Origin of the sequence: Arthrobacter sp. JZ12, assembly GCF_035189165.1 — a bacterium.
Lineage (GTDB): Bacteria > Actinomycetota > Actinomycetes > Actinomycetales > Micrococcaceae > Arthrobacter_D.
The window spans coordinates 1,079,449-1,099,676 of record NZ_CP045246.1; the positions used below are offsets into that span (position 1 = coordinate 1,079,449).

A 20,228-nucleotide genomic window follows, 5' to 3' on the forward strand; every position below is an offset into this window, starting at 1 on the left:
TAACGGCGTCGTTGGTCCCTACTGCGGAGGAAAACGGCTAGCTGATTGCCGCGATGACTGCACCTGCCGACACCGTGTCGCCCGGGGCCGCCGTGAGGCCGGAGAGCACTCCCGACTTGTGCGCCGTGAGCGGCTGCTCCATCTTCATGGCCTCCAGCACCACGATGAGGTCGCCCTCGGAAACCTCGTCGCCGTCCTTCACCGCGACCTTCACAATGGTTCCCTGCATGGGCGAGGTCAGGTCGTCGCCGCTGGCAGATGACGCAGCGCCTCCGCGTGCACGCGCTACCTTCTTCGGCTTCGCGGACGCCTTTCCGTTCGCGATGCCCAGCGAACCGGGAAGCACCACTTCCAGCCGTTTGCCGCCCACCTCGACGGTGACGCGCTGCCGGGTGTCGGCGTCGTCTGCGCCCTCGGCACCTGCCTCAGGTGTCCACGGCGCGATCGTGTTGTTGAATTCCGTTTCGATCCAGCGGGTGTGGACAGTGAAACTGCCGGACTCGGGTGCGAAGGCGGGGTCGCTGACGACGGCGGCGTGGAACGGCAGGACCGTCGGCATGCCTTCGATCTGCATCTCGGCCAGCGCCCGGCGGGCGCGGTCGAGTGCCTGAGCGCGGGTAGCACCCGAGACGATCAGCTTGGCCAGCATGGAGTCGAAGTTGCCGCCGACCACCTCTCCGGCCTCGATGCCTGAGTCCACACGGACGCCGGGCCCGGTGGGCAGCTTCAGGGTACGGACGGTTCCGGGTGCGGGCATGAAGCCCCGGCCGGCGTCCTCACCGTTGATGCGGAACTCGAAGGAGTGGCCGCGCACCTCGGGGTCCGTGTAACCGAGCTCCTCGCCCCGGGCCAGGCGGAACTGTTCGCGCACCAGGTCGATGCCGGTGACTTCCTCGGAGACGGGATGCTCCACCTGCAGACGGGTGTTCACCTCGAGGAACGAGATGGTTCCGTCCTGGCCGACGAGGAATTCACAGGTTCCGGCGCCCTGATAGGAAGCTTCGCGGAGGATGGCCTTCGACGCCTCGTACAGGCGGGCGTTCTGTTCCTCGCTCAGGAAGGGAGCGGGCGCTTCCTCCACGAGCTTCTGGTTGCGGCGCTGGAGGGAGCAGTCGCGGGTGGAGACGACGACGACGTTGCCGTAGGCGTCCGCCAGGCACTGGGTCTCGACGTGGCGCGGTGCGTCCAGGAAGCGCTCGACAAAGCACTCACCCCGACCGAAGGCAGCGGTGGCTTCACGGACGGCTGACTCGTACGCCTCGGGAATTTCCTCGCGCGAGCGGACCACCTTGATACCGCGTCCGCCGCCGCCATAGGCAGCCTTGATAGCGAGGGGGAGGCCGTACTGGTCAGCGAAGTCGAGGACTTCCTGCACTGAAGCAACGGGGTCCTTGGTTCCCGGGACCAGCGGAGCGCCCACTTTTTCGGCGATGTGGCGTGCCTGTACCTTGTCGCCGAGTTGGGCGATGGAGGCAGGTGAGGGGCCAATCCAGGTGAGTCCGGCGTCGAGCACTTTCTGCGCGAATTCGGCGTTCTCCGAGAGGAAGCCGTAACCGGGATGGATGGCATCGGCGCCGCTGCGGGCGGCCACCTCGAGGATGCGGTCCATGACCAGGTAGGACTCGGCCGCGGTATTGCCGCCCAGTGCGAACGCCTCATCGGCGAGCCTGACGTGGAGGGCGTCGCGGTCCGGCTCGGCGTACACCGCAACCGAAGCGATGCCTTCATCCCGAGCCGCCCGGATCACCCGGACTGCGATCTCGCCGCGGTTGGCGATCAGGACTTTGGTGACGGGGTGTGCGACAGGCGCGGACATCGACTCGCTCATGGGGTGTTTGGCTCCTTTGATCTGTTGGGAGCCTAGCGCGGTTTTGTTGCTACCGCCCATAAACCATGCCGATTCCCCGTGTTACCGAAGAAATATTTGTAGGGAAGCTACAAACGGTCCGGCACCCGCTAGGCGCGCCACAACTCTGTGATGCTTATTCCCGCCTCGCGCAGGAGCTCGCGCAGGGTGGAAATACTGAGTCCGACGACGGCGTGCGGGTCCCCATCAACCTTGCGGATGAAGGCCCCGCCGCGGCCATCGATCGTAAAGGAGCCGGCGCAATGCAGCGGCTCTCCCGTGGCGACGTAAGCCTCGATCTCGGCGTCCTCCAACGGCATGAAATGGACTTCCGCGGAGGCGACCGCCCCGCCCGAGAACTGCCGGCCGCCGTCGTTCCTGTTGTCCACGAGCCAATGGCCGGTGTGCAGGGAGCCGTGCGATCCGGACATCCGCCGGATCCTCTCACGGGCGACGTTAACCTCGTAGGGTTTGCCGTGGGCCTCGCCCTCGAACTCGAAGACCGAGTCGCAACCGATGACGAGAGCGCCCTGTGCCTCCGGCAGTGCAGCGACAGCCTCGGCCTTTGCCCGCGCGAGCAGCTGCGCGGTGTCGTAGGGGCTGGGTGTGCCGTGCTCGGCGGTGACGCGGTCCTCGTCGACGTCGGAAACGGTGACCGTGTGGGCGATGCCCGCCTCGGTCAGGAGTTTGGTGCGGGCGGGCGAAGCGGAGGCGAGGATGAGCCGGACAGTCATGAAGTCCAGCCTAGTGTCACTGTTCTGCCGCTACCCCCAAACGAAATGAGTTGGCAGGACACGCCCCATTCGGGGTGTGTCCTGCCAACTCAACGCGCGGGGCGCAGGTGACGGAGGGAGGGGAGCGCTACACCTTGGTAGCGGCGAGCTCCTCGGTCTCCTTCGCGGCAGCTGCCGTATCGGCGTCGACATCGTCCGTGAACGGATCGCCGGTGCGCTTCGCGTTGTAGAGCTTGGCGTCCAGGATGCCCTCGCGCTTGGCAACAATCGTCGGCACCAGGGCCTGTCCGGCAACGTTGACCGCAGTGCGGCCCATGTCCAGGATCGGGTCGACGGCCAGGAGCAGTCCGACGCCGGCCAGCGGCAGTCCCAGCGTGGAGAGGGTCAGCGTGAGCATGACAACCGCACCGGTGGTGCCGGCAGTAGCAGCCGAGCCGAGAACCGATACGAGGGCAATCAGCAGGTACTGGCCGAAGTCCAGCTGGATGCCGAAGAACTGGGCGACAAAGATCGCGGCAATCGCCGGGTAGATGGCGGCGCAGCCGTCCATCTTAGTGGTGGCGCCCAGCGGCACCGCGAATGACGCGTAGCTGCGGGGGACGCCGAGGTTCCGTTCGGTGACACGCTGGGTCAGCGGCAGGGTGCCCACCGAGGAGCGGGACACGAATGCCAGCTGGATGGCCGGCCACGCACCTGAGAAGTACTGCTTGACGGAGAGCCCGTTGGCGCGGATCAGGACCGGATACACCGCGAACAGAACCAGGGCCAGCCCTACATAGATTGCCAGGGTGAACTTGCCGAGCGAGCCAATGGTGTCCCAGCCGTAGACCGCGACTGCCTTGCCGATCAGGCCAACGGTGCCCAACGGCGCGATCCGGATGATCCACCAGAGGACCTTCTGGATAACGGCAAGGGCGGAAGCATTGAACGCGATGAAGGCTTCGGCGGGCTTGCCCACCTTGAGTGCGGCGATGCCGACGGCGACGGCGACAACCAGCACCTGCAGCACGTTGAAGCTGAGGCCGGTGGTGACTGCACCGGCGTCGTCCACGCTCGAGGACGCCTGAAGGCCGAGGAAGTTGGCGGGAACAAGTCCGGTCAGGAAGGCCCACCAGTCGCCGGTTCCGCCGGTGTACTCACCGGGGGCGGCGGCGTCAGTGTTGGCGCCCGGCTGGAAGACCGCACCGAGGCCGATTCCGATGACAACGGAGATAAGGGCGGTGATCGCGAACCAGAGCAGGGTCTGGCCGGCGAGGCGGGCGGCGTTGTGCACGGCCCGTAGGTTGGTGATCGAGCTGACCACGGCGGTGAAGATCAGCGGTACGACGGCGGCGCGGAGCAGCGACACGTAGCTGGAGCCGATGGTTGCGAGGGTGGTCCCGAGTGCGTTCGGGGTCTCCTCGGTGTGGCCGGTGTACTTGGCCACGAGGCCGAGGGCAAGCCCTACCAGGAGGGCAGCGATGATTTGCGGTCCAAAGGAAGTTGCCCAGCGGGGCAGCCTGCGGGACGCCGGTGCGGTTTCTGAAGTCACCCAGAAACAGTAGGGCCACACGCGATAGCAAAGAGATTAGAGATTGCGAAATGTTACGGCGCTTGCTGAAGTGCTGAGCAGAGCTCGCCGTCCTTCTTCCCAGTACCGTCGCGGATCGCAGAAATTATTCCTAGTACCCGTGTGACTAAGCCGACAACCGTGACTTGGCAGGACACACCCCTTTCGGACGCTCTTTCGGGGTGTGCCCTGCCAACTCAACGCGAGGGGGGTCTAGCTCAGAAGAGCCCTGCGGAGGGTATCCAACCCGACCGAACCGAGGTTGAGTGCGCGGGTATGGAAGTCGCGGAGGTTGAAGTCCTCGCCCTCGCGCTGCTTCACCTCGTCGCGGATCTGCTCCCAAAGCCGCTGTCCGATCTTGTACGCCGGCGCCTGCCCCGGCCAGCCGAGGTACCGGTTGAACTCAAAGTTGAGCTGGCCTTCGCTGATGGCGATGTTCTTCTTCAGGAAGTCGTAGCCCTTCTCAGGTGTCCAGGTTCCGGTGCCCCAGCGCTCGGGAATTTCCAGTTCGAGGTGGACGCCGATGTCGAACACCACGCGGGCCACACGCATCCGCTGCGCGTCCAGCATGCCCAGGCGGTCGCCGGGATCGCTCAGGTAGCCGAGGTCTTCCATCAGCCGTTCCGCATAGAGCGCCCAGCCTTCACCATGTCCGGAGACCCACACGGCATTCCGACGCCAGGAGTTAAGCAATCCGCGCTGGTAGGTTGCAGTGGCGATCTGCAGGTGATGCCCCGGGACGCCCTCGTGGTAGACGGTGGTGGTCTCCTTCCAGGTGGTGAAGGTGTCCTCGCCCTCGGGGACGGACCACCACATGCGGCCGGGACGGGCGAAGTCATCGCTGGGACCCGTGTAGTAGATGCCGCCTTCCTTGGTGGGAGCAATGCGGCACTCCAGTGTGCGCATGATGTCCGGGATGTCGAAGTGCACTCCGGCGAGCTCATTGACCGCCCGGTCGGACAGGCCCTGCATCCAGGCCTGAAGCGTGTCCGTTCCATGTAGCTGCCGCTCCGGCGATTCGTCGAGAATGCGCATGGCCTCCTCGATCGTGGCGCCCGGCCGGATTTCGTTGGCCACCGCCTCCTGCTCGGCGATGAGCCGGTCGAGTTCCTCGACACCCCAGCGGTAGGTCTCCTCCAGGTCGATGGTTGCACCCAGGAACTGGCGGGACATCAGCGAGTAGCGCTCGCGGCCCACCGCGTCCTTCTCCGGGGCGGACGAAAGAAGCTCTTCGGTGAGGAAGGTCCTAAGGTTCCGGTACGCATTTCGGGCCGCTTCCGTTCCAGCGGTGAGCTGCGTGCGCACTGAGTCAGGCAACTCGCCGTCGGTGGTGCGGGCACCGGCGGCGAATTCATCAAAGTATCCGCCGTCAGCCGCGTACGACGACGCCTGCTCAGTCACGATCCGGATCTGCCGGGCGGCAGGCACGATCCCGCGGTTCCTGCCCTCGCGGAGGGAGGAGATGTACCCGCTGATCGCATCGGGAACGTTGCACAGACGACCGGCGATATGGCTCCACTGCTCCGCGGTGTCGGTGGGCATGAGGTCGAAGATCATGCGGATTCCCTGCGGCGGGCTGGCGAGGTTGTTCAGGTCTGCGAGGTTGAGCCCGGACTCGTGGATTTCCAACTCCAGGCCGAGTCGCTCGCGCATCGCATCGAGGGTGACGGCGTCGACGTCGTCAGTTGGTTCAAGGTCATCAAGCCGGCTGAGGGCTTCCCGGGTGGCTTCTGCAAAAGCCTCAAGTCCGGCAGGGGAGTAGTCACGGTATTCGGTTTCGTGGCCTGGAAGCCCCAGTTCGGTGGCAAAACCCGGGTCGAGTTCGAGCAGCGTCTTGGTGTAGGCCTCGGCAACGGCGTCGATGGCCGTCTGGGCGCGCACTGGAGCCTCGGCGGTCTGGTGTTCAGGAAGAGTCTTGTTGATCACACCCGAGAGCCTAGCGGCACGTTGTTGCCGACGTGAACAGAAGGGGGTGGGGTGTGGACGGATCGTGATCGGATCGTGCTCCTGGAACCGTGACGCCTGTCTGCCGCTACCGCCGGCCGGCCAGCGCCTCACGGAAGGCGATTGCGGACGACTCGCTACTGTCGATCCGCCAGTCCGCCTCCTTGTGGATATGGAACCAGACCAGTGCGACGACGTCGGGCTGGGCCGAGAGATAAGCGAACAGGTTCCTGTTCCAAGCGGCCTTGGACCCACCGATTTCCGAGGACGCTGTTTCGGCAATCATGATCGGCTTCCCGGGCGCAATTGCCCGCAGCTGGGACAGCCCCTTGCCGAACAGCACGTCGGGTTCCTGCCACGTGCTCCAAAGTTGGGAGGTTCCCCAGTTGTAGCCGTCGAGCGCCACCAGGTCCACGTACTCGGCGCCGGGGAAAAGCTGCGCCAGGTCGGTGGAGCCCCAGTAGGGCACATTGGGGTTCCAGACCCACTGGATGTTGGCGGCACCCGTGGAAGACACGACGTTGTGCACGTGCCGGTAGGCGGCGACGTAGTCACCGGGTCCGTTGCCGTTGACGCCCTCGGCCCACGGGTACCAGTTTCCGTTCATCTCGTGGCCGAAGCGGAGGTACACGGGGTGACCCCAGTCCCGCAGCGCGTAGCCCCACTGTCGCAGGTAGTCGTCGAAGTCACCGGCGGTGATGCGGTCGAGCGAGTAGGCCGGCTGCTCCACCCCGCCGCCCCAGGTCCAGGGCTCCCAGGTGAGCAGAGTTTCGGCCCCGCGGGCCCGGACCTGATCCAGCTCCCAGATGGGCGGAGCCTGGTTGAAGTCCTTGTAGGAGAGAACGATGGATGGTGCTTCCCCGGCGATCGCCGTGACCTCGTCCAGTTCGGTCGATGCCGCCGGACCGCCGTTGGTGCCTACACCGAAACGAATAGCCTTGCTGGTTCCGGTGAGCGAAGTCTCCGTCTCGGTCACAGGTTCCGGTTGGATGACCGTGAATGTCGCCGAGGCGGTGGTACCGCCTACCGTCGCCGTGATGGTGGCGGTAGGGCCGCTGCCCACGGCTATGCGCGTTTCGAACGCGCCGGCTCCGTTGGTCCTCACCTTCACCGACGCGCCCTCCGTAGTGACGGTCCCGGAAGTGCGCTTGGGGAAACCTGTTCCGGTGACGGTTACCGTGCTGCCTGCTTCCCCGGACGTGCTGCTCAGCGTAACCACGGCTGCCGCCTGAGCCGCTGGAACAATACCAACTGCCAACAGGGCGACGGTTGCGAGGAAGAGGAGGATGCGCCCTGCTGCCCGGCCCACAGCCGTGCCGGGTGCGTACGTCGGGGCTGAAGCGGTACGGGGACGAGAATTGAGCCCACTGATTGCTGACATGAAGTGCCTTTGTGTTCGGTAACCCGGCTGACCCCGAGGGCCCCGTGGCTTTGCGTCCCCGGCTTGCACCGGGTTTGCCGTTATCGTTGCTGGTTCAATTTTCCAGCTCAACTTCAAGGCACGCCGAAGTAGGCCTCACCAAACGCGCAGGAAAAGCGCAATTCGCTAAAGCGCGGGCGCCCCAAGCGCAGGTACAGCAAGCCCGGACCGTCAGGCGGTCCGTACGCTCCGCCCGGTCACCTTGCTGGGCCGGATCTCGATGAAGGTGGTGCGTGATCCGCCGGCCCACGGCGGCTCCGCTGCACGACCCCACAGTTCCGTCAACTGGGCGTCATCGCGCACTATCTCAGCCTTGCCGTGGGCGAGCACGGACCATCCCGCCATTTCAGCTGCCTTGACCTCGTCCGCCTGGAAAGCGCAGTCGGCCAGCGGCATCAGGCTCCCGATATCCCCGTCCTCACTGGTACGGAAGTACAACGCGCCGTCGTGCACCAGGTAGTTGACCGGATAGATGTGGACGGCGCCGTCCTTCACGAAGCCAAGCCGACCCGTCTGCTGCGTGCTCAGGAGCGACCAGCACTTTGTCTCAGTCAGATCCTCGGACATGTGGAGCGTGCCGGGCATTCCCCGATATTCGGCTTCTCTGGGATCCATGTGCGTCCTTCCGGGCAGAACGGCTCAGTGCCGTCACTCGTGATTCGGGCGAAATCACACCCAGCCTAAAGCGGGCCCTGCCCGCAGCGGAAGGACCTGTGGACGGCGAACCGCGATGTGCTCGGGGTCAGCGCAGCGCGCTTCGCCGCCAGGAGCCGGGTCCGGGCAGCGGCCCCAACCGGAGCTGGCTACGCCGGATCCAGGAACGGTGCGGTGCCGGCTTGGCCGCGCCGTCGTCGGTTGTTTGGAGGCCAAGCACGACGACGGCGAGGGCCGCTACTTCCTCGGGGGTCGGATTCCCGGCAACCACCTGGAACAGCGGAGGCTCGGGCGACTCTGTCTCCACCGTGAACTCCGCGGTCACAGCGGGATGTTCCCGTGCTTCTTGGCGGGCAGGGAGGCGCGCTTGTCGCGCAGCGCGCGCAGCCCGCGGACAACCTGGACCCGGGTTTCCGACGGCGCGATGACCGCATCCACGTAACCAAGCTGAGCGGCCTGGTACGGGTTGAGCAGTTCCTCTTCGTACTGATTGATCACCTCGGTGCGCGCCGCATCGACGTCGCCGCCGGCGTCGGCCACTGCCTTCAGGTGACCGCGGTAGAGGATGTTCACCGCGCCCTGTGCACCCATCACACCGATCTGGGCCGTGGGCCAGGCCAGGTTGATGTCGGCGCCGAGCTTCTTGGAGCCCATGACGATGTAGGCGCCGCCGTAGGCCTTGCGGGTGATGACCGTCAGCTTCGGCACGGTTGCCTCCGCGTACGCGTAGAGGAGCTTGGCGCCGCGGCGGATGATGCCGTTGAACTCCTGGTCCTTGCCGGGCAGGAAGCCGGGAACATCAACCAGGGTCAGGATCGGGATGTTGAAGGCGTCGCAGTGGCGGACAAAGCGCGCGGCCTTCTCCGATGCCGCGATGTCCAGCGTCCCGGCGAACTGCATCGGCTGGTTGGCCACGATGCCGACGGTGTGTCCCTCGACCCGGGCGTAGCCGATGATCACGTTAGGTGCGTAGAGCGACTGCATCTCCAGGAAGTGGCCGTCGTCGACGATGGTTGAGATGACGGTGTGCATGTCATACGGCTGGTTGGCGGAGTCCGGGATCAGCAGATCCAGTTCCGAGTCGGCTTCATCGAGCTCAAGCTCCTCGGAGAACTCCGCGAGCGGCGCCTCGGCCAGGTTGTTGGACGGCAGGAAGTCCAGCAGTTCCCGGACAAAATCGATGGCGTCCTGCTCGTCGCTTGCCAGGTAGGTGGAGGTTCCGGTGGTGGCGTTGTGCTGGCGGGCACCACCAAGGGTCTCCATGTCCACGTCCTCACCCGTCACGGTCTTGATGACGTCGGGGCCGGTGATGAACATGTGGGAACTCTTGTCCACCATGACCACGTAGTCGGTCAGGGCGGGGGAGTAGGCTGCACCACCGGCGCAAGGTCCCATGATCAGGGAGATCTGCGGGATGACTCCGGAGGCATGCACGTTGTTGCGGAAGATGTCGGCGAACATCGCAAGCGAGGCAACGCCCTCCTGGATGCGCGCGCCACCACCGTCATTGATCCCCACCAGGGGGCAGCCGTTGCGCAGGGCGAATTCCTGCACCTTGACGATCTTTTCCCCGTTCACCTGACTCAGAGAGCCGCCGTACACGGTGAAGTCCTGGCTGTAGATGGCAATCTGGCGGCCGTCGACGGTGGCGTATCCGGACACGACGCCGTCACCTAGGGGCTTCTTTTTCTCCATGCCGAAGGCGGTGGAGCGATGCACTGCGAGGGCGTCGAACTCCACGAATGAACCGGGATCCACCAGCATGTCGATGCGCTCGCGGGCCGTTCCCTTGCCGCGCGCGTGCTGCTTCTCGATTGCTTCCGGTCCGGAGGGGGCAAGGGACTTTTCCTGCCGCTGCCGGAAATCAGCGAGCTTCCCTGCGGTGGTCTGGAGGTCGGGAGCAGAGCCGTCGCCGGCGCTGGAGTCCTGATCGACGGGAAGCGTTTCGGGTTGCATCGAGTCTCTTCCGGTTGGTGTCTTGGCGGGCTGGCGGTCAGCCGGTTCCTCGAGGGTTTAAGTAGGTTTCCCACAAAGAGCCGGACTCTTTGCCCAGTCTAGTGACGATTTTGGCGCCTATGGCTGTAGGACACCTACAACAAGTCCCACGAAAAGCTAGCGCTCGACCGGAAGTTACCCGCCAGTAACAATTAGGTTTCCACCCGCGATGCGGGTCTATGGTGGCCCTCATGACAGGCAACGGCGCACTTCCCAAGAGGTCCCTTCGCGGCCGCACCATCCTCATGTCCGGCGGCAGCAGGGGCATCGGCCTCGCCATCGCCCTTCGTGCGGCCCAAGATGGCGCCAACGTCGCTGTCCTCGCCAAAACGGACCAGCCCCATCCGAGCCTTGAAGGCACGGTTCACACCGCAGTGGAGCAGATCCGCTCCGCCGGCGGAGGCGGTCTCGCCGTCGTCGGCGACGTGCGGAACGACGACGACGTCGCCTCGGCTGTAAAGGCGACGGTCGCCGAATTCGGGAGTATCGACGTCGTAATCAACAACGCATCGGCCATCGATCTGTCCTCGACGGACGACATTTCGATGAAGCGCTACGACCTGATGACCGACATCAACGTGCGTGGCACCTTCCTGCTCAGCAAATTGTCGCTGCCCGCGCTGCGCAGGGCATCCAATCCGCACATCCTGACCCTGTCCCCGCCCCTGAACCTCGACCCGGTCTGGGCGGGCAGACACCTGGCGTACACCATGGCCAAGTACGGCATGAGCCTGACGACGCTCGGGCTCGCCGAGGAACTGAAAGAAGCGGGCATCGCGGTCAATTCCCTGTGGCCGCGGACACTTATCGATACTGCAGCTATCCGGACCATGCCCGGAGGCAGTGAACTGGTGACAGCCTCGCGCAGCCCGCAGATTGTCGCCGACGCCGCGCACGCAATCCTGGTTCGGCCCGCGCGGGAATGCACGGGAAACTTTCTCACCGACGAGGAGGTGCTGCGGCAGGAAGGAGTGACCGACTTCCGCCGCTACAGCCTCGGCGCAGAGGAGCACCGCCTGGTGCCGGACATCTTCCTGTAGCAGCAGGAAGGTTCCCAACCCGGCGGGGGTTCGGCGGCCAGTAGTCTTGGAGGATGACTTCCCGCTACTCCAACCTCGAACGCCCCGGCCTGGATCGGACCGGGCTCCGCGAGGTGCTGTGCCTCCCGCACGGCCCCTTCAGCAGGCTGGAACTGGTTGAGGCAACGGGATCGACCAATACGGACCTCGCCGCATACGCAGAGCAGGACCCCGCCCAGTGGCCCGACCTGAGCGTTCTCACCGCGGAGGAGCAGACCGCGGGGCGCGGACGCATGGACAGGATCTGGACAGCGCCCGAGCGCTCGTCCCTGATCGTCAGCGTCCTGCTGCGCCCGGCAAACCGGGAGGGGAAGCCCCTCCCGACGCAGAGTTTCGCCTGGTTCTCGCTCCTGGCGGCCCTCGCCCTGTCCGAGAGCATCGAGGAGCACACCGAAGTCTGCCCGCAACTGAAGTGGCCAAACGACGTACACGTCGACGGGCGGAAGCTGGCCGGAGTCCTCGCCCAACTCGTTCCGGGCACGGGCGGAAGCCAGCCCGCCGTCGTCGTCGGAACCGGGGTGAACGTGAGCCTCACGGACCAGGAGCTTCCGGTCCCCACGGCCACGAGCCTACTGCTCGAGTACGCAACCACCACCGACCGCAACATCCTGCTCAAGGCCTACCTGCGCCGGCTCGCGCAGTACTACAAGGAATTTACGGCGGTCGACGGCGATGCCTCCCGCCCCTGGATCGGCGGCCCGTCGCTGCTGGAGCGCGTCAGTGACCGGATGGTCACGATCGGGCAGCAGGTGCGCGCTGACCTCCCGAACGGCAGTGAGATCACCGGCCGGGCCATGAACCTTGACCAGCACGGTGCACTGGTGGTGCGCGACGACGACGGAGAACGGCACACGGTCTCCGCCGGCGACGTCGTGCATCTGCGGCCCGCCGGCTAGTCCATGCGGATCAAGCTCGAACCGGGGGAGCACGTTGTGGTGCGCACGCGTCCGCACCCGCGCCGACTCATCCTTCCCTTCTGTGGTGCACTCCTGATCCTGGCGGGCGCCGGCTACGGGCTGGGATGGTCCACCCGTGCGCAATTGCCGCTTGGCTGGGAGCAGTGGTCGCCTGCCATCGCTCCGGCGATCCTGGTCCTGGCCGCGCTCCTGCTGATCCGGGTGTTTCTCCGTCCGCTGCTGCGATGGTCCGGCACGCGCTACGTGCTGACCAGCCGAAGGCTTCTGCGGCGCAGCGGATTCACCCGCCGCAGCGAAGGCGAGGTCCGGCTGACCGCCATCCTCCAGGTCATCATCGAACAGACGCTGGTTGAGCGGTTAACCGGCGGAGGAAGCCTGGTTCTGGACCTGGGCCGCGACCGGATGCTGGTCTTCGGCGATGTTCCGCAGGTGCGGACCTTCAAGGAGTTCATAGTTCTGGCAATTCGGGATCTGCCCCTGACCGCAATGTTCGATGGTGTAGATATGGAAGCTGAGCCGCTGGCAGTGACGGACGAATCGATCAACGGAAAGGAGCAGGACTGGTGACGAGCGCCAACAACGACGCAGACGAAATCGACGAGCCCGGCTTCGAGGACGAAGATCCCGATCATCCGCTGACCCTCTCGATGCCGATCATCCGGCGCCCCGACCCTCGTCCCGCACCCGACAAGCTCGACCGCGAGTCCGTCCGGCGGCTCGAGGTGGAACTCCTCGGCGCAGAGCGCACACTCCGCCGTCGTGAGGTTGCCTCCGGGGCTGGAGTGTCGCTGCTTTCTGCCCGAAAGCTGTGGCGGGCCATGGGTTTTCCGAATATCGGCGATGAAGACGTAGCCTTCACTCCCAACGACATGGAAGCGCTCACCACCATCATCGAGTTGGTGCGCAAGGAGCAGCTGACCGAATCGGCGGCGATCTCGATCACCCGGGCCATCGGGCAGATGACCGACCGCATGGTGGTCTGGCAGATCGAAGCACTCGTCGAAGAAATGGTCGCCCAGCGCGGAATCTCGGACGCCGCTGCCCGTCGCCACCTGGTAGCTGAACTGCCCCAGCTCATCGAGCCCCTCGAGAAAACGCTTGTTTATGCCTGGCGCAGACAGCTCAATGCCGCAGTCCAGCGTCTCGCCGTTCGTGCAGAGACCGCTGCGGCCAACCAGCCGGACACGCCCGACGACGCACCCCTGCCCCTGGCGCGCGCCGTCGGCTTCGCCGATCTGGTGTCCTATACCAGCCTGTCGCGTCAGATGAACGAGAAGACGCTGGCGCAGCTGGTGCAGCGGTTCGAGAACAAGTGCGCCGAAATTATCTCCGTGGGCGGCGGGCGTCTCGTCAAGACCATCGGCGATGAAGTCCTCTACATCGCCGAGACACCGGAAGCGGGAGCGGAAATTTCTTTGGCGCTCGCCAAGGCGTTCACCGAGGACGAGGTCCTGCCGTCCGCCCGGGTGTCCATGGTATGGGGAAGGATCCTGTCCCGCCTTGGCGACATCTACGGCCCCACCGTGAACCTGGCGGCACGTCTGACCTCATTGGCCGAGCCGGGCACCGTACTCATCGACGCCACCACCGCAGCCACCCTTCGGGACAACGACCGGTTTGTCCTCATGCCGCACAAGCCCCGCACGGTACGCGGGTTTGGTGAGGTGTACCCGGTCACCCTCGCCCGCGGGACAGGCACAGGCCTGGTTTTGGACTAAGTTCCTGCTGGGCTCAATCCAGGCTTCTGGACTGACTGGCGCATAGTGGCATGGGCAGTAGTTCCCATGCAGTCGGGCGGAGTGGGATCTTCCGACGTGCCTAGACTAGTACCGGTCCTGTATCCGGCCGGTCGCCTTCGCTGAAGGGACCCAGCCATCTGTCTCATCCGGGGAAAACTTTGAAGCTTCTGAACCGCCTTCGACGATTCAGCACCAGGAATAAGCGGGCACTTTCGGTTTCGACCGCGTCGGCGGTTTCTTTGGCCGTGGTTGGTGGAGCCCTCTTGTACCCGGGGTTTGCTACGGCAGAGGTGGATTTGAACGACGGCGGTGTGTGGGTGACGAACCGGAGTTCGGGAATGGTGGGTCACCTGAACTATTCGTCCCGATTGCTTGATGGCGGGTATGCCGCGAACAGCGACGGGTTCGATGTCCTGCAGGATGCCGGGACTGTATTCAACCTGAATACGGATCAGTCGAAGGTTTCCCCGGTTGATGTAGCGAACGTGGTTCGTGGCACTGAGGTGCAGTTGCCGGGTTCTGCGGTGGTTGCGATGGGTGGTTCGACGGCGGCGGTGACGGATCGTGCCGCGGGCTCGGTGTGGATTACGTCGGTGCAGGACTTGCCTGGGTTCAGTGATCAGTCGGTTGAGCCGGTGGTGACTGGTTCTGCAGGTGTGGTCGCGGCGGTGTCCTCGAACGACCGGGTGATCGTCGCGGATATCAAGGCCGGGGCAGTGTCCACCTTTGCGGTCGGTTCTGATGGTTCTGTCGCCGACCCCGAGATGGTTCAGGTCGAGGGCCTCGACTCATTCGGTGATTCGCAGGTGGCCGCGGTGGGGGACCAGGCGGTGGTGTTTGAGCCGGAATCCGGCCGCATCGTTCTTCCCGACGGTAAGACTGTCCAGTTGCCGGATGCTGCTGGTGGGAAGCTGCAGCAGAGCGGTCCGGCAAGCAGTTTCGTGGTGGTGGCGACGCCGTCGTCGTTGATCAAGCAGCCCCTTGCCGGTGGTGAGCCGACCATCCAGCCGTTGGAGGCGACGGGTGTTCAGGCTGCTCCGGTGCAGTTGGACGGGTGCGTGCATGCAGCGTGGGCTGGTTCGGCGGTGTATGTGCGCGATTGTGCCGATGATGCCAGCGATCAGCGGCAGGAGATTCCTGAGCTGAGTGCTGAGTCGGAGTTGGTGTTCCGGGTGAACCGGAACGTGGTGGTTCTCAATGACGTCAATGGCGGCAATGTGTGGCTGGTGCAGCAGAACATGGAGCTGGTCAACAACTGGGGTGACATCATTCCGCCGAAGCAGGAGTCCGATGAGGAGGATGAGGAGTCGGCGAGTGAGAATCCGGTAAATACGTTGCCGGATCGGACGGGGGAGAACCGGCCGCCGGTTGCTGAGGACGACTCGTACGGTGCCCGCGCCGGGCGCACCACCATCCTGAACGTCCTCACCAATGACACCGACCCCGACGGAGATCTACTCACCACCCGACTGAGCGGCGACCAGCCGGCTGCGGGCAGCGTTCAGCCCATCTACAACGGCGCCGGTCTGCAGATTGTCGTTCCCGACGACGCGCCGGTTGGAACTGCCACCTTCACCTATGAGGTCGACGACGGCCGGGGCGGCAGCGACTCCGCGCAGGTCAGCGTGGACATTCGCGGAGCGGAGTCGAATAAGCCGCCGAACCCTTTGCGGCCGACGAAGATACTGGTGGAGGAGGGCAAGGCGGTCAGCCAGAACATCCTGTCGAATTGGATGGATGCTGACGGTGATGACCTGTTCCTGGTCAGTGCGGAGCCCACTCCGGACGGCGACCAGGTGCGCACACGCTCTGATGGGTTGTTGACGTTCCGCGATGTCGGCAAGGGCCAGGGCGTGAAGGAGGTCAAGATCGTGGTCTCGGATGGCAGGGACGAGACCTCCGGCGTCGTAAGCTTCGATGTCCGTGCCTCGGGGACGCTGCCGCCGGTGGTGAATTTTGATCACTTCACCGCCGTCGTGGGGCAGGAATCGCAGTTGACCCCGCTGCAGAACGACCTGGACCCGGCCGGCGGTCAACTGAGCCTGGCCAAAGCCGAACTCGCCGGCGGTGAGGCCGCCGTGACCCCTGACTATGACACGGGGACCGTCTCTTTCACACCGCAGGCGGCCGGTACCTACTACGTGGAGTATCTGGTGACGAATGGGCCGCAGAGTGCCAGCGGTCTGATTCGGGTGGACGCGAAGGCCGAAGGTGCAGACGGTGCGCCGATCGCGGTGCGCGACGTGGCATTGCTGCCGCGCAACGGGGACGTACTGGTGGACGTGCTGGGCAACGACAGCGACCCGACCGGCGGTGTGCTGGTGGTCCAGTCAGTGGACGTGCCGGCCGGTTCGCCCATTGATGTGGCAGTCCTGGACCACAACGTGCTGCGGATTCACGATGTCCGCGGTCTGAACCAACAGGCAACAATCACCTATACCGTCTCCAACGGGAAAGCTTCCGCTAAGGGTGAGGTCAGTGTGCTCTCAGTTGAAGGTCCGGAGACGCTGTTGCCGCCGCAGGCCAACCCGGATGAGGTGACGGTGCGCGCCGGGGACGTAGTGAACATTCCGGTGCTGGAAAATGACACGCACCCGAACGGGGATGAGCTGACGCTGAGTCCGGTGTTGGCTCAGGGCATCGACCTGGCCGACGGGCGGGTGTTCGCGTCGGAGAACTCGCTGCGGTTCGTCGCCGGTCCGACGGCGAAGACGGTCTATGCGATCTACGAGGTGCTCGACAGCACCGGACAGACGGACTCGGCCGAGGTGCGAATCAATATCCGTCCGCTGGATGCTGCTAATACGCCGCCGGTGCCGAAAAATCTGGACGCGCGGGTGATTGCTGGGTCCACGGTCCGGATTCCAGTGCCGCTGGACGGGATTGACGCCGACGGCGACTCATCCTTCCTGGCCGGTATCGATGTCGCACCGAAGATGGGTGCCGCGGTGCCGGGCCCGAACTACATCGACTTCACCGCCTCCTCGGCCGGTGCGGGAACGGACACCTTCACCTATACGGTGCGGGATCGGCTCGGTGCGGAGAACACCGGCACCGTGCAGGTAGGCGTAGCACCGGCGGCTGAGGCGAACCAGAAGCCCATCGCCGTGAACGACGGCGCAGTGTTGCGGCCGGGACGCGCAATCGCTGTGGACGCGCTCCGCAACGATTCGGACCCGGATGGTGACCCCATTGCACTAAACCCGGAAGCTGTCGCGGCTACTCCCGAAGAGATGGCGCCGGAGGTTGTCGAGGGCAGGGTCTTGTTCCGCGCGCCTGAGGCGGAGGGGGACTTCAGCGTCCGGTACGGCATTGAGGACAACCGCGGTGGCGCGGCGAACGGGAACATCAACGTGACCGTGGATCAGAACGCGCCGCTGTTGCTGCCGATTGCCCGCGATGATCGGGTGGAACCGGAAGAAACCCGCGGCCAAACGGCGGTGGACGTGCCCGTACTGAAGAACGATGAAGACCCCGATGGGGTTGCCGAGGACCTGGTTGTCAGCGTGGACGCGGCAGACGTCACCGCCTCCGTGGGGAACGAAGGGGTGGTTCGGGTCGAATTGAGCGAGCAGGCCCAAACCATTCCGTATACGGTCGAGGACATCGACGGCGGTGTCGCGACAGCGGTCATCTGGGTGCCCGGCTTGAGCGAGCAGTACCCGACCCTGATCAATGACGCTCCGATCGACGTGAAGGCCGGCGAGGAACTGACCCTCAACCTCGGCGACCTGGTGGAGGTCCGGGAAGGACGTACTCCGCGTGTGACGGTCGCCGAGAAGGTCACCGCGATCGGTACCAGCAACGCCAACGACTGGGTGGCCGACCCGAGCACCCTGCGCTACGCGGCCGACATTGACTACGCAGGCAGGGGCTCGATCACCTTCGAGGTCACCGACGGATCCGGACCCGATGATCCGGCCGGGCTCGCATCGACCCTGACTGTCCTGACCAACGTGATCCCCGCTGAGGAGAGCCCCAACATGCCGCCCACGCTGGACTCCGGCTCGCTGGATGTTGCGATCGCCGAGCCGGCGGTCACCCTGGACCTGACCGGACTGGCATCCGACCCGAACCCTGAAGACAGCCTCGAGTTTTCCCTGACCGGCGACAGGCCCGCAGGATTTGATGTGTCCTTCGACGGTTCGGTGCTCAGCGTTGCCGCACAGGACGGAGCTGCCGTCGGTCAGACCGGAACGGTAGGCATTTCCGTCACTGACGGTGAAGACACCGCGAACAGCACGGTCTCATTGACCGTCTTGGCTTCTAGCCGTCCGTTGCCGGTGGCGAACGATGATGAGGTCCCGGACGCGGTGCAGGGCGAACCCGTATCGGTGGACGTCCTGAGCAATGACGTGAATCCGTTCCCCGAGGAGCCGCTGCAAATCCTCGATGTTGTCGCTGATGGCAACGGGAGTGTGTCGCAGCAGGGTGACTCAGTTCTGGTCACACCTGCCGCATCTTTCGTTGGCACCATGACTGTTCAATACACGGTCCAGGACAAAACGGGCGAGCTATCGCGGGTGGATACAGGACAGATCCTTCTCACGGTGAAGGGTAAGCCGGGTGCGCCGTCAACTCCGGTGGTGGAGAGCACGCGAAGTGAGACTGTGGTGTTGTCCTGGGACCCGCCTGCCGATAACGGATCCCCGATCACCGGCTACACGGTGACCGGCACCGTTGGGTTCACGCAGGAGTGCGCGGCGACCACGTGCACCCTGACTGGGCTGACGAACAACGTGGAGTATGTGTTCACGGTGACCGCGGCCAATGACGTCGGAACGTCGGACCCGTCGCCGGAATCGGCGGTCGCCCGCCCCGACACGCAGCCGGAGCAGCCGGCCCCGCCGGTGCTGAAATTCGGCGACGGCGCCGTGACAGTGAACTGGACTCCGCCGGCGAACGAAGGCTCTCCGATTGAGGGGTATGACCTGCAGATTTCCCCGGCCCCGCCGAACGGCGCCACCCAGCGCTCGGCGACCGCCAGCCCGCTGACCTGGGAGGGCCTGGAGAACGGCACCGCCTACAAGGTGCGGGTCCAGGCGCGGAACGCTGCTCCGGAACCCTCGGACTGGAGCGATTACTCGGCCGCGGAAACCCCGGCCGGCCTGCCCGGCACCCCGGCGGCCCCGACCACTAGGCGGGCGCAATCCGTGGGTACGCAGAGCCAACTCGTGGTGGACTGGGCGGACGTCACACCGAACGGTGCGGAGGTGACAAAGTACCAGGTCCAGGAGTTCCAGGGCGGCACTCTCACCCGCACCTTGGCTGAAGTGACAGTCTCGGAGCAGACCATCGACGTTCCGAACGCCGAAGCCGACTACACCTACGCTGTCCGCGCCTACAACAAAGCGGGCTGGACCGAGTACGGTGCACAGTCAGCTCCCCGCCGCGCGGTCGGGGCACCCAGTGCTCCAGCTGCGCCACGCCTGACTGAGACGCGAACCGGCGGCGTGGGCGAACACGTTCGAATCGAATTCGCGGAGCTTACGCCTGAGCAGCGCAATGGATCGCGCGCCTCGGAAATCAGCTACCTCGCGCGCTTCAGCGACGGCCGTTCCCTTACGGTCACCAACGGCCAAGAGGTCGGAGGGTTCCGGAACGGTTCACAGGTCTGGGCTGTCGTGCAAGCCGTTGGGACTACCGACGGCTCAAGCTATAGCAGTGGCGATAGCCCTAGATCCAACACCGTGGTTCCGTACGGGAAGCCGCTGGCTCCGAGGGCAAGCTCCGGGAAGAGCGCTCGAGGGGACATGGAAGTGCACTTCAACTGGTCAGCACAAGCGGATAACGGCCGCCGAGTCGTCGAAGTTCAGCACAGAAGACTGCATCCAACAACCGTATGGGTATCTCGGGGCACCTCAGGCAACGTCTCCTACAAGGTAGGAAACTACGGCGATACCGAGACGGTCGAGTTCAAGGCCTGTGACGAAACCGGTCAGTGCTCCAACTCAACGGTCGTCACAGGCACTGCCGGGGACGCGCCGCCACCGCCGGAACCGCCCCGGCAGACCGAGTGGAAGATCACCGCCGGAGGACCGGGTCTGCAGACGGGACACCGCACCTGCATGGATCCGGCCAATGGGACCAACTGGACAGGCAGTGACTGCAGGGGAAACCACTGGTTGGGTTACGGCGAAACCATTGTCTCCAAGTGCTACATCCAGCGGTCGTCCGGTGCCTGGTACAAGCAATTCTCGGGTCCCAATACCTATGCGAACAACGACGGACTGCATGTCCGTGGAAACACGACCACTCAGGGAGCCAACCCGCCTGCGGGGATGCCTCGATGCTGAATTAGCGAATAATTCCGCCCTCCCATGGGTACTCGTGCCCATGGGAGGACAGCAC

13 protein-coding genes and 1 riboswitch are annotated in these 20,228 nt (G+C 64.8%); of the genes, 5 read left to right on the forward strand and 8 right to left on the reverse strand.

Annotated features, from left to right (window positions below; genetic code table 11):
• Positions 1 to 37: 37 nt before the first annotated feature.
• From GC088_RS05070 to GC088_RS05105, 8 genes are all read right to left on the reverse strand, one after another.
• Positions 38 to 1,828, reverse strand: a complete 1,791-nt coding sequence (locus GC088_RS05070) for an acetyl/propionyl/methylcrotonyl-CoA carboxylase subunit alpha (protein WP_323961058.1) — start codon at positions 1,826 to 1,828, stop codon at positions 38 to 40.
• Between the two features lie 128 nt (positions 1,829 to 1,956).
• Positions 1,957 to 2,580, reverse strand: a complete 624-nt coding sequence (locus tag GC088_RS05075; RefSeq protein ID WP_323961060.1) for a Maf family protein — start codon at positions 2,578 to 2,580, stop codon at positions 1,957 to 1,959.
• 127 nt (positions 2,581 to 2,707) lie between these two features.
• Positions 2,708 to 4,111 (reverse strand): dicarboxylate/amino acid:cation symporter, encoded by a 1,404-nt coding sequence (locus GC088_RS05080; RefSeq protein WP_323961062.1) that lies wholly within the window; start codon positions 4,109 to 4,111, stop codon positions 2,708 to 2,710.
• A gap of 231 nt (positions 4,112 to 4,342) precedes the next feature.
• On the reverse strand, positions 4,343 to 6,055 hold the full coding sequence (locus GC088_RS05085; protein ID WP_323961064.1) for a DUF885 domain-containing protein: 1,713 nt from the start codon (positions 6,053 to 6,055) through the stop codon (positions 4,343 to 4,345).
• A 106-nt stretch (positions 6,056 to 6,161) separates the two neighbouring features.
• The gene (locus tag GC088_RS05090; protein ID WP_323961065.1) at positions 6,162 to 7,454 is read right to left on the reverse strand and encodes a glycoside hydrolase family 26 protein; all 1,293 of its coding nucleotides are present in this window, start codon (positions 7,452 to 7,454) and stop codon (positions 6,162 to 6,164) included.
• Between the two features lie 14 nt (positions 7,455 to 7,468).
• Positions 7,469 to 7,543: riboswitch (cyclic di-GMP riboswitch) on the reverse strand.
• A gap of 121 nt (positions 7,544 to 7,664) precedes the next feature.
• Positions 7,665 to 8,108 carry a pyridoxamine 5'-phosphate oxidase family protein gene (locus GC088_RS05095; protein ID WP_323961066.1) on the reverse strand — a complete coding sequence of 148 codons (444 nt, stop codon included), beginning with the start codon at positions 8,106 to 8,108 and terminating at the stop codon, positions 7,665 to 7,667.
• A gap of 127 nt (positions 8,109 to 8,235) precedes the next feature.
• Positions 8,236 to 8,472, reverse strand: a complete 237-nt coding sequence (locus GC088_RS05100; RefSeq protein ID WP_323961067.1) for an acyl-CoA carboxylase subunit epsilon — start codon at positions 8,470 to 8,472, stop codon at positions 8,236 to 8,238.
• A complete protein-coding gene (locus tag GC088_RS05105) occupies positions 8,469 to 10,103 on the reverse strand; it encodes an acyl-CoA carboxylase subunit beta (protein ID WP_323961069.1) in 1,635 nt (544 codons plus the stop codon). The genes GC088_RS05100 and GC088_RS05105 overlap by 4 nt, the downstream gene beginning before the upstream one ends.
• A gap of 230 nt (positions 10,104 to 10,333) precedes the next feature.
• Here GC088_RS05105 and GC088_RS05110 point away from each other — a divergent pair, with 230 nt between their 5' ends.
• The 5 genes from GC088_RS05110 to GC088_RS05130 all read left to right on the forward strand — a co-directional run bounded on the left by GC088_RS05110 (position 10,334) and on the right by GC088_RS05130 (position 20,173).
• A complete protein-coding gene (locus GC088_RS05110) occupies positions 10,334 to 11,182 on the forward strand; it encodes an SDR family oxidoreductase (protein ID WP_323961071.1) in 849 nt (282 codons plus the stop codon).
• Between the two features lie 53 nt (positions 11,183 to 11,235).
• Positions 11,236 to 12,117, forward strand: coding sequence for a biotin--[acetyl-CoA-carboxylase] ligase (locus GC088_RS05115; RefSeq protein ID WP_323961073.1), 882 nt, complete (start codon positions 11,236 to 11,238; stop codon positions 12,115 to 12,117).
• A 3-nt stretch (positions 12,118 to 12,120) separates the two neighbouring features.
• A complete protein-coding gene (locus GC088_RS05120) occupies positions 12,121 to 12,705 on the forward strand; it encodes a PH domain-containing protein (RefSeq protein WP_323961075.1) in 585 nt (194 codons plus the stop codon).
• An 80-nt stretch (positions 12,706 to 12,785) separates the two neighbouring features.
• Entirely contained in the window at positions 12,786 to 13,856 is a 1,071-nt protein-coding gene (locus tag GC088_RS05125; protein ID WP_323961947.1) for an adenylate/guanylate cyclase domain-containing protein, read from the forward strand.
• A gap of 359 nt (positions 13,857 to 14,215) precedes the next feature.
• Positions 14,216 to 20,173 (forward strand): Ig-like domain-containing protein, encoded by a 5,958-nt coding sequence (locus GC088_RS05130; protein WP_323961077.1) that lies wholly within the window; start codon positions 14,216 to 14,218, stop codon positions 20,171 to 20,173.
• Positions 20,174 to 20,228: the final 55 nt, after the last annotated feature.